At 37.7% G+C, this 11,406-nt stretch carries 7 protein-coding genes; 4 read left to right on the plus strand and 3 right to left on the minus strand.

Features of this window, described 5'->3' with window-relative positions:
* Positions 1–351: 351 nt before the first annotated feature.
* Entirely contained in the window at positions 352–789 is a 438-nt protein-coding gene (locus JO950_RS19265; RefSeq protein ID WP_202704100.1) for a VOC family protein, read from the minus strand.
* A 10-nt stretch (positions 790–799) separates the two neighbouring features.
* Positions 800–1,207: a VOC family protein gene (locus tag JO950_RS19270; protein WP_017497187.1), complete on the minus strand. Its 408-nt coding sequence runs from the start codon at positions 1,205–1,207 to the stop codon at positions 800–802.
* A 260-nt stretch (positions 1,208–1,467) separates the two neighbouring features.
* On the opposite strand from JO950_RS19270, the gene JO950_RS19275 reads away from it, so the two are divergent.
* The 4 genes from JO950_RS19275 to JO950_RS19290 all read left to right on the plus strand — a co-directional run bounded on the left by JO950_RS19275 (position 1,468) and on the right by JO950_RS19290 (position 7,573).
* Entirely contained in the window at positions 1,468–2,448 is a 981-nt protein-coding gene (locus tag JO950_RS19275; protein ID WP_202704101.1) for a GlxA family transcriptional regulator, read from the plus strand.
* 203 nt (positions 2,449–2,651) lie between these two features.
* Complete coding sequence (locus tag JO950_RS19280; RefSeq protein WP_202704102.1) at positions 2,652–4,259, plus strand: class I SAM-dependent methyltransferase; 1,608 nt, start codon at positions 2,652–2,654, stop codon at positions 4,257–4,259.
* Positions 4,260–4,951: 692 nt separating this feature from the next.
* Positions 4,952–6,484 (plus strand): sulfatase-like hydrolase/transferase, encoded by a 1,533-nt coding sequence (locus JO950_RS19285; protein WP_202704103.1) that lies wholly within the window; start codon positions 4,952–4,954, stop codon positions 6,482–6,484.
* A gap of 57 nt (positions 6,485–6,541) precedes the next feature.
* Entirely contained in the window at positions 6,542–7,573 is a 1,032-nt protein-coding gene (locus tag JO950_RS19290) for a hypothetical protein (protein ID WP_202704104.1), read from the plus strand.
* 660 nt (positions 7,574–8,233) lie between these two features.
* On the opposite strand, the gene JO950_RS19295 is transcribed toward JO950_RS19290, so the two are convergent.
* A complete protein-coding gene (locus JO950_RS19295; RefSeq protein WP_202704105.1) occupies positions 8,234–11,140 on the minus strand; it encodes a S8 family serine peptidase in 2,907 nt (968 codons plus the stop codon).
* Positions 11,141–11,406: the final 266 nt, after the last annotated feature.

Genomic DNA, 11,406 nt, shown 5'->3' on the forward strand with positions numbered 1-11,406 from the left:
GTTACCGATAAATAACTTATACTAAAATAGTTAACTAGTAATCACTCTTGCGCTTCTGTGTAGGATTTTTTCTAAAGTGATGCTCTGAAGTACATGTAGTTTTATACTTTCTTAAAAAAATAGTTTTAGCACTTTTATTTCATGTGCTTCAAAACAAGGATCAGTGAAAAAAAAAGATGTAGTATCTAAACGTTACATTTAACAAACCCGACAGGTTTTTGAAACCTGTCGGGTTTAATATAAAGAAATAAAAAAAATGAGACGGCCTTTTTGCTTAGGCGTCTCATTAGAAGTTATTAGCTGTTAGTAGTCAATTTATAGCTTTATTCAATTGGGTATAATCATCAAAAATTAATTACACCCAACAGATAAAGTTTTTTTTTCCTGGCACGAGTAACAGAGCATCCATTGATGTCCGAACTTATCCGTAAGATTCCCGAACAAAGCTCCATAAAAAGTCCTTTCTAACGGATGTGTCACCTGACCATCTTTCGATAGGTCAGCATAAACCTTTCGTGTTTCTTCTTCACTGTCAAACGTGAGCATCATCGAGAAGGCATTTCCTTTTGTCAGGTTTTCGGGAGCCATATCCGATCCCATAATGGTAAGAGTATCGCTTTTAAGAGTGGCGTGCAAAATACATCTTTTCATTTTCTCCGGCAGCTCTTCCCCTATTGGAGAATCGGCTATGGTTTGCAGTTCGAGTTCACCACCAAGACATGCTTTGTAGAACAACATCGCGTCTCTGCAATTACCGTTAAATGTTAAATAAGAATTAAGCTGTGCCATTTGAATAGGGTTATTGTTGTGGGATTTTCGCCAGATCCATATACAGCACTTCCCAAAGGTGTCCGTCTAAATCTTCAAAACTGCGTTGCTGCATAAAACCATAGTCTTTCGGCTCTGCAGTTTCTTTACCTCCTGCTTTTAAGGCATTATTGATCATTTCGTTCACTTCGTCTACACTTTCTACTGACAAGGAATTAATTACCGAAGCTTTCTCGAAAGCATTACCGATTTCTTTATTGATAAACTCACTGAATTTATTGTGAGTCAACAACATCACATAAATTTCTTCGGTTAGAACCATACAGGCTGCTGTAGCATCTGTAAATTGTGGATTGTTTGTAAATCCGATTGCTGTGTAAAAAGACATTGCTTTTTGTAAATCTGCTACCGGCAGATTGATGAAAATTTTTGTTGCCATTTTGTGTGATTTTTTAATTGTTAATTGATAGTACAAAGATGGAGTAGAAATCACAGAATCCACCTACACAAAAACGACAACAAAAAGGGCATTTACGACAAACTATCTTTATCTTTGAAATTGCATTGAAATCAATTGTTGTATCGCTATGATCCCGATAAAGTGTTGCATTCAACAGTCAACCAAGTAAAATCAAGGGCTCACAAACAGTCAGTCAATTGTAAATCGTTTACCTAATTTGATCTAACCTATAAGAAACCATGATAAAAAAAGTAAGCATACTTGTTCCTGAAAGTTCGGTTCTGCAGGCAATTGCAGATCCGCAATACTTATTTTCGGCTGTAAATCAATTTATGACCGCCTCCGGTAAAAAATTATTGTTTGATGTACAATTAGTAGGTTTAGAAAAAGAAGTAAAACTTAATAACGGATTGTATTCCGTTAATACGTCTCAGCTCACAAAAGATATTACTGCCACTGATTTAATTGTCATTCCTGCCTTATTTGGAGACATGAAAGCTGCAATTGCCCAAAATCAAGGACTATTACCCTGGATCAGCGAACAATATCATAAGGGCGCCGAGATCGCATCATTATGTGTTGGAGCGTTTTTGTTAGCTTCCACTGGTCTGCTAAACGGCAAAAAATGTTCTACCCATTGGGGATTTCAAAATGAGTTTAGAGAAATGTTTCCTGAAGTAGAAGTCATAGACGGAAGCATTATTACCGAAGAACACCGTCTTTATTCCAGCGGAGGTGCACATTCGTACTGGAACTTATTGCTTCACCTGGTCGAAAAATATACCGACAGAGAGACAGCTATACTTGCCTCCAAATACTTTGCCATCGATATCGACCGAGACAGCCAGGCTTCTTTTGCTATGTTTCAGGGACAAAAGAATCATAACGACGAGGCTATTAAACAGGTTCAGAATTTTATTGAAGATAATATACAGGAAAAAATCACCATTGATGAATTGGCTGAAATGGTATTGCTGGGAAGAAGAAGTTTTGAGAGACGGTTTAAAACCGCAACCAACAATTCAGTTTTAGAATACATCAATCGGGTGAAAATTGAGTACGCCAAAAAAAGTTTCGAGACCAGCCGTAAAAATATCAATGAGGTAATGTATGATGTAGGCTATACCGATACAAAAGCATTTCGAACCATTTTTAAAAAAGTAACAGGATTAAATCCGTTGGAATATCGCAATAAGTATAATAAAATGGCGGTTAGCTGATTACTTCTACTTGTTATCAATCCCTTAGTTTAACACCTAGAAGCATCGTTTTTTGATCTAAAAAAAGATGTTTCACTTGCTTTGAGGTTCCCAATAGTTACTTGCGAAAAATAGCTATAAAAAGAATTTTAAAATAGCCCCTAAAAAAGCAACGGTCGTAAATTAAAAAATCACTATTTTTAACTAACCTTCAACCCTTTTCTATGACCGATAAATCACAACTTCGCAGTTCTATTTTCAGACACCTTGACGGCCTGGCTGTTGCTCCGGTTGCAATTGCACTACAAAACCACAAAGTTTTAGAGTATATTCTAAAGCAAAAGCAAGTACAACTATCGCAGCTAGCTAGTGCTTTTAAAGCAAATGAAGGCTATCTGAATGTGGGTTTGAGAATTCTGGCCTCTCAGGGCTTTCTAGAATATGAAGTAGATAATCGAAAACAGGAAATAACCATCATCACAAACGAAAAAACAGAAATTGCCTTTTCGCTGTTTCCTCTCTTTCAGGATGTTGTTGATTTACTCCAATTCTCCGGACAGTTTCATCCACGACTTTTTGACGATGTTCCTTTTGAAAAACTCAATCTTATTTTTGAAAAATACAAAAAAGGATATGGAATCGAACCTTCTGATGATCCTTTGAAAAGTAGTCTTCAGGAACAGGTTTTAAAACACGTCGAAGGACATTTGATTGGTCCCACCATTGTACGTCTGGCCATGAAAGGAATGTTTCACAAATACTTTATGGAGACTTCTTTCCAACCCGAAGAGTTTCATAAATCTGCGGAAAACTTTAAAAAAATACTGGACTTTTTTGTACATCTTGGATGGTTCTTAGAAAAAAATGGCAATTATCAGTTTACCGAAACCGGTTTGTTCTATGCCAAAAGAGCCAGTGCTTACGGTGTTACAGTTTCTTATTTGCCCACCTTTGCCAAAATCGAAGAATTGATTTTTGGTGATCCTTCAGTTTTAAGAATGATAGCCGATGGTGAAAATGAAATTCACGTAGATCGCGAAATGAATGTATGGGGAAGCGGTGGTGCTCACGATACTTATTTTAAAGTGGTAGATGAAATTATTGTCACCCTGTTTAATTTACCAATCGAACAGCAACCTAAAGGAATACTTGATATGGGGTGTGGTAATGGTGCTTTTTTACAGCATATTTTTGAAGTTATCGATAGGCAGACTTTACGTGGAAAAATGCTTGACGACTACCCTTTGTTTTTGGTTGGTGCCGACTATAATCAGGCAGCTTTAAAAGTAACCAGAGCTAACCTTATCAAAGCGGACATCTGGGCGAAGGTGATCTGGGGCGATATTGGAAACCCTCAACTGCTTTCGGAAGATCTGAAAGAAAACTACAATATAGATCTTAAAGACCTGCTTAACGTAAGGACTTTTTTAGATCACAACCGAATTTGGACAGATCCCCAACACATCAACAAAGATAGAATCAGTACGTCTACCGGTGCATTTGCTTACAGAGGAAAAAGAATCAGTAACAATCTGGTCGAAGATAATCTGTTGGAACATTTACAAAAGTGGTCTCCTTATGTGCGTAAATTTGGCTTGCTGTTGATTGAATTGCATACCATCAATCCGAAACTTGCAGCCGCTAATATCGGAAAAACTCCCGCAACGGCTTATGATGCTACTCACGGTTTCTCGGACCAGTATATTGTGGAAATTGACGTTTTTAATAAAGTCGCAGCAGAAGCCGGATTATTTCCGGACCAATCGATTTTTAAACGATTCCCGGATGCCGACATCGCTACAGTAAGTATCAATTTATTGAAGGGGAACTAAAAACTAAAACTTAAAATTATTACTATTTTAAACCTTCTGAGTATAATTCATTTTAATATGTAGGAACATAGGTTTAACATCCATTTCACCTCATTTAAATACACCTAATATGAGGTGGAAGGAATGTATTTTCTTTTAGATTAAAAGCTATATTTCTATGTGATTAATCATTTTTTTTTGATTAAACTTAACCCAACGGATTATTCAAACATTTTTTTGTCGTTTAGCATAATTCCCACAAGCCTTAGAATTCTTAGTTGCACTTGTACTTTTAGTCCGGAAATTACTGCTCTTTATCTTTATTCCTTCACCAAAAAGAGTCTCTTCCATAACAAAATCTCTTTCTAATTGGAGTCCTTTCAGATTATTGAACTCTTTAATAGTTTTTAAAAATTAGATAAACTACTACAAAACAGGTATTTATACGTAATTTAAATCTGTTTTGTTATTGTAACTTTATTCTTATTAATCAAATTCAGCACTACACTGCAGTATCGTCTACAAGCCTTTTGCAATTTATTTTGTCCGAACATTATATTGAAAAAGCACTACTATCATTCTCACTTCACGCCTCAATTTTATACGATAATCCAATCCCTCTTTTTGAATTATTTCAAACTGACCCATCAATATGCATTACAAATCCATATAACAATTATTGCATTTTTTATTAACCCCTTAAACCACAAACAATGAACTTAAAAGAAAAACTTAACGAAATTGGCCAAAAGCCGGACATGATTTTAATTATTACTGATGAGCAGCGCGCTACTCAACATTTTCCACCGGGATGGGAGGAAGAAAACCTTCCTACACTAACTTTTCTAAAAAAGAATGGTTTTAGTTTTGACCGTGCATTTTGTAACACCTGCATGTGCTCCCCTAGCCGTTCGACCTTATTCACAGGTCTATATCCAGCAAAACATGGCGTAAGTCAAACGTTAACCGAAGGTGGTCTGTTGTCACCTCAGGAACCTACACTTAGCAATGCACTGCCTAATATTATGAATACACTTTGGGCCGATGGCTATGATGTGCAATTCAGGGGAAAATGGCACATGAGTAAAGGTGTTGCTCCTAATGGAACTAAAACAAACTATGAGGATTTAACGGCCGCCGATATTTCACTCTTTGGGGCTATGGGCTGGATTGCTCCCGACGCCGGTGAAGATGTGAACCCGCTTAATTTTGGAGGTGGCTACGCCAATCACGACGCCAGATACACCGCCGAAGCTATTCAATATCTAAAAGAAGTGAGAGCGCAGAGAGCTGCTGGAAATCATAAACCTTATTGTTTGATTCTTTCACTCGTAAATCCTCATGATGTATTGGCTTATCCTAATACAGCGGGTACATCAGGATATCATCCGGATAGCTGGTCAGGTAGAGAAATTGGGCTTCCTTCCACTGTAAACGAAAATTTACTGGAAAATAAAAAACCTATGGCTCAGGAACAAATTCTGATTAATATGGCTTTAACTCTTGGAGCGATCAATAGTACCGAAGATAAACTGAATTATATTAATTTTTATGGTTATTTGTTAAGTCTTGCCGACAAACAGTTTGGCTACCTGATTGACGAATTGTACAGAGAAGATGAACACGGCAAAAAACTCGCCGATTCAGCCTTAGTTACAATGACATCCGATCACGGAGAAATGGGACTTGCTCATGGCGGATTACGTCAGAAAACTTTTGTCGCTTATGAAGAAGCTTTAAGAGTTCCCCTTGTTATATCTAATCCGATATTATTTAAAGATCATCCTGTCAAACACTCTATGGCCTTAGCAACCTTAGCAGATATTTTTCCAACTTTTATTGATATGGCCAACGTATCCAATCCGCCAACGGGACTTGCAGGCACCAGTTTACTGCCAATAATGCAGGACAACACTCCTGTTCAGCACAGTATACTGTTTACTTACGATGATATCAAAGCAGGTTCGAACAGTACCTGGACGATCGTAAGAGCTGCGAATCGCATTCGATGTATCAGAACCGAAAAATGGAAATTCGATTATTACTTTGATGCCGCCACGGCCTACTTCAAACAGTATGAGCTGTATGATTTAGTTAATGACCCATTGGAAATCACCAATCTTGCCTACGATCCGGCTTATAGTGAAATCAGACACGAATTAGAAGAACAACTGCATCAACTTGAGGTTGAAAAACTTTGGGTGAATGCGCCAAAAGATGTTTATAGTACGACAACGTTTAACTAAAAAACAGCTGCAGGACACAGTTCCAAAAAAATAAAGTACTAATCAAAAAGAAAAATTATGTCAGAAAATATAAATCTGGAAGTCAATACGGCAAAGTATACGGATTTCAATTATCCTAATGGCGGAGAAACCAGCATACAAGGCGTAAGAGGCGTAACAGGATCTGAAAATGTATACATTTCAGGCAGTTTAATAGGTCTTGATGATATTGTTCAAGGCTTAATCTATGAAGGACCGCTAAATGGAAGCGGTAATCAGGGTAAATGGAATATTGTAAATTTTCCAAGCACGCCAACAGCAACAGTTATCAATACCTCTTGCTACGGTCCTAATAACGGACATCATGGCAAAGTACAAATAGTAGGCTCCTATAAAATATCTGCCTCTTCCGGTAAAGCTCCAAGCGGAAATCTTGGTTTTTATTACGAAGGTCCTGTAGATGGTTCAGGAACCTGGATTCAGGTGTCGCCAAATGGCGGTAATACCAATAATGTATTTGTTCATAGTATAATGGGCGGAATCGCTGTTGGAAATTATGATGTAGAGAATGACAAGAATGGATATGCATTTCTGTATGATGTTGTCACTAAAGAATACATTGATTTTAAAGTTCCCGATTCCTTAACGACTACTTTGTACGGTATCTGGCATAATGGTGGCGATCATTATACTATGGCAGGCGGTTACTCGAGTGCTAAATTAGGGGAGATAAGTCAGGCTTTCCTTGTGGATTACAATTCCAAAACGAGGAAAACAACTAATTTAAAATCGTTTAGTTACAAGAATGAAACGATTCTGTCTGTAGTTACACATTTTGAAGGGATCACCGCATCCAAAGACAATGGTTATCATATGACGTCTGACTGGATTAGTGTTAACGGAAAAGATATGGGAGCTTCCTTTGTTGCTGTAAATCGAAATTCAGATGGCTCATTTGGAGAAGCCAACTGGATAGATATTGATTTTCCGGATGCTAACAGTACAAGTGCTAATACCGCTTATCAAAATAGTATTTTAGGTGTTTATACAATGAAAGATGATTCGGGTACCGTAACAGTGTCTTCGTATGTTGCAAAAGTTCATCCTTGAAAATAGAGCAATAATCATCTAAGTTGGAAATTTTAACGCAAAGCGCGCTAAGAATTTTAGCTGTATACACTCAGAAAAACAAAGTTCGCAAAGCTATACCTAGACAAAGCTTTGCGGACTTTATGTTTTTTATATAAAACCTACGCATAAAAAAACTTAGCGTACTTTGCGTTAAATGTCAAAGTATTTCACTCCATTTGAGGCTGAAAATTTTAACGCAAAGCACGCTAAGAATTTTAGCTGTATACACTTAGAAAAATAAAGTTCGCAAAGCTATACTTAGACAAAGCTTTGCGGACTTTATGTTTTTTTATATAAAACCTACGCATAAAAAAACCTTAGCGTACTTTGCGTTAAATATCAAAGTACTTCACTCCATTTGAAGCTTAAAATTTTAACGCTAAGCACGCGAAGAATTTTAGCTGCATACACTTAGAAAAATAAAGTTCGCAAAGCTATACCTAGACAAAGCTTTGCGGACTTTATGTTTTTTATATAAAACCTACGCATAAAAAAACCTTAGCGTACTTTGCGTTAAAAAGCCAAAGTCTGCAAAGCTTTTCTTTTATAAAAAAAGAAATCGTCTCAAGTTTTACCTTGAGACGACTTCCTTCAATTTCATACACTCATAAAAATAATAAGCGTTTCACTAGAAAAATATTAGTTTTTAATTATTTTTCTAGTCACTACTTTTCCTTTTTCAGAGATAAACTGAACGATGTAAATTCCCGGAACTTGTTTGGAGATATTTACACTAAATTCTTTTTGTTTATTTGTTTTTTCTTCAAAAACAACCGTATTGAAAATGCTTGTTATTTTTAATGTTCCCTGCTCCTCACTATTTACGGCTATTTTAAATATACCGTTTGTTGGATTTGGATAGATGGCAACCAAACGGGATTCAGGAGCTTCAACAAGTGACGTGGCGCCGGCTTTAGTATTCGGTTTAGCTTTTACCAGTGCAAAACGCTCTCCTCCTTCAAGTTCTCCGCTTTTAGCATCTTCCTGAACAAGGTCTAAGGTAATTTGCTCTTCAACAGGGAAATCTTTTGCCACTTTGAAATCAAATGTAATTCCGAAAGTTTCATCAATATCAATAGGCAGGTTTGCTATGGATGCTTCTCTGGAAGTAATAAGAATTTTATTTTTATCTAAAATCTGTACGCCTTTCAGACTTCCATTGGCCTGTGCTCTTTCAAATAGTTTTGGATCCAGTGTAGCTTCGACTGTACCGCCCAAATCAAAGAAATTATTCTTCAACTGTTCGTTAAATCCTCTGTCTATAAATCTCACGTTGATATTTTTAGATCTGATTCCTCTGATGAATACTGCAGTTGGAGGAACAAAATCAGTCGTGTTCAGGTTGTAAACACTTAAATTTTTCCAGGCAATATTGTTGTTGTTTTTGGTGTTTACACCTATACCCACATTAGTTTGTTCATTAAACATCGGATCTTCTGATGATTCTATTCTTGCCGCTAAACAAAAATGGTGTACATCGTAAGTGAAATCAGTAGGATTTGGCGGATACCAAGGAATAACCACTGTAGCATTTCCACCTGCAGCAATTGCCGGGATAGCTACCTCTCCGATATAATCACCATGCAATACAGGTCCTACATAAAAACTAACAAAATTGGTTGGCCATGTTAGTCCTGAAGAAGCTTTTGCAAAATACAATTTCACTTTACCGGAAGCACTAGGAACGGTTCCTTTATTAGTAACTTTAACGTATACTCCGTTTGGAGAACTTAGTTTAAACTCAGGATTTTCATGTGTAGTTCCTCCATCAATGGTTTGTCTTACCCAGATATCATCACTGATCCACATAGGTCCAGAATCCGGATTTGGTTGTAATCCCACATCAAACGGTCTGTCTTTGATGTAAAGATCCGGTACGGTAATTCCGGTTACCACTGTTGAAAAATTCTGACTTCCATTGACCAAACTTCCTTTATGGGTTACGGTTATGGTATACGTTCCCGCTGCACCAACAATTCTGATGCGCTCAAAAGGGTCTCTGGTATTGTCACCCAATCCGTTTGTTGTTGCAGTAAGCAATCGGTATGGAAAATTAGTTCCTGCTCCATTAGTCACGCGAATATCTAAATCATTTATCAATTTTGCTGTACCAATATTTGGTGTACTTCCTGAATAAGCAACACCGGCAGGATCTGTCCACGAAATAGAAGCAATTAACGGATTAACTCCGTCTGAAGTGACCGACAATGTATAAGTACCCCCATTCACCAGTGTACTTTCCTGAACAATTGATGCTGTTCCGTTTTTTGTAATGGTTTCCGCAGCAAATTTTGCGTTCAGTAAACCCCATCCAAAAATTGCATCAGGACCAACAGCTCCTGCATCGTCTGCGGTATGGAGCGCCAATCCTTTTAGAGTGGCAGCGCGCATAAAGTTTCCGGTCAGATTTTTATAATGCTGTTGCAATAAAAGTAAAGTTCCGGTTACGTTTGGAGCTGCCATTGAAGTTCCGCTGGCATTACCATAACTACTATTAGTTAATGGTGTTACCGGATTTGTAAGTGTGGCTGTGGAATAAACAGAGGCTCCGTTTCCGGCAAGATCCGGTTTGATTCTCAAATCGTCTGTAGGCCCCTGACTGCTGGACCCGCTAATGGTAACACTTGTTAAGGCTCCCGTTGAACTTATCACAGCGTCGTTAGCATTAGCAATCACCAGATTGTTTTTAGAAGTCGAAAATCCTGTAAGTTTATCATAAGCGGTAAAACCACCTAACGGACTTGTATTTGCAGTGTTATCACCGCCATCATTTCCGGCTGATTTCACCTGCAGGTAATAAGGAGCATTAAACATCAGATTGTCCCAGTCTCTGGCAGTAGTTTGATAAGCACCAAACTGCCACGGCGCTATCAGAACTGTTCCAGCAGAGTTTCTTGTAGCCCACCCATAAGAATGATTGGAGATCAGCATTCCGTTTGCCGCTGCTGTAGTGGCTTCAGTCAAATCGTTAGTCCATTCGTTCGTTCTGGCATTTCCCTGAAAGGCCATTCCTTTGGATGCCGCTACAGTACCTGCCGCAACAATAGTACCTGTTACGTGATTGGCGTGCTGGCTGTTGTTACTTCCGGCAACAATAGTCGTAACCCCATCATTAATGGACACTCTTCCGCCAAACTCATTGTGAGTGGGAAGTGTAGCACCGCCATCCCAAACATAAGCCGTCATGTTTTGTCCGTTAAGATTCAATCCTAAACCACCACCGGAATTCAAATAATTTGCCCGTGTGGATTTTGCCGCATTTACATTTTCAGTAGCAAAATAGATGGGCGTTTTGCCGTCGGCACTTACATCTACTAATTCGCTTGTAGTTCCATTTTTGTTACTAAAGGAAGTACGCCAGCCATTAGCCTTAGCAAGGTTACTAATTCTTTGTTTCTTCTGGTCCGCCTCTGTTTGATATCTCTGACTCAGAGACTGTAGTTCAGACACGTTACTTCCGGACCTAATTTTTGCAATATCATTCTGAGTTTGTGCGTAAGTGGCTCCACAGACACACAGCAACATAATTTTGTATAAATTTTTCATATAATTTGATTTAAGGGGTGAATCATTCTTTATATCTCAAAAATCTTTACAACTAAAAAGGGGGGCTTCTGGTTTCCATAATTTGAATGGTTTAAAGGTTAAATAATTGGTAGAATATTGTAAGGTTTAACGTTGCAGTAAGTGTATTTGCACAAGTGCTATTTACCTACAAATACAATGTAATTTGTAGGATTTTATTCCAAACACAACAAAACTCGTTAAACTAAGCGAAGTACAAAAGAGTATAAACACCTGATTTAAAGATA

Source organism: Flavobacterium sp. UGB4466, assembly GCF_903469665.1.
Lineage (GTDB): Bacteria > Bacteroidota > Bacteroidia > Flavobacteriales > Flavobacteriaceae > Flavobacterium > Flavobacterium lipolyticum.

Excerpts from the sequence above, each read along its gene's own strand:
- JO950_RS19280 (WP_202704102.1), top strand. The coding sequence starts at position 2,652 with ATGACCGATAAATCACAACTTCGCAGTTCTATTTTCAGACACCTTGAC.
- JO950_RS19270 (WP_017497187.1), bottom strand. The coding sequence starts at position 1,207 with ATGGCAACAAAAATTTTCATCAATCTGCCGGTAGCAGATTTACAAAAA.
- JO950_RS19290 (WP_202704104.1), top strand. The coding sequence starts at position 6,542 with ATGTCAGAAAATATAAATCTGGAAGTCAATACGGCAAAGTATACGGAT.
- JO950_RS19285 (WP_202704103.1), top strand. The coding sequence starts at position 4,952 with ATGAACTTAAAAGAAAAACTTAACGAAATTGGCCAAAAGCCGGACATG.
- JO950_RS19275 (WP_202704101.1), top strand. The coding sequence starts at position 1,468 with ATGATAAAAAAAGTAAGCATACTTGTTCCTGAAAGTTCGGTTCTGCAG.
- JO950_RS19295 (WP_202704105.1), bottom strand. The coding sequence starts at position 11,140 with ATGAAAAATTTATACAAAATTATGTTGCTGTGTGTCTGTGGAGCCACT.
- JO950_RS19265 (WP_202704100.1), bottom strand. The coding sequence starts at position 789 with ATGGCACAGCTTAATTCTTATTTAACATTTAACGGTAATTGCAGAGAC.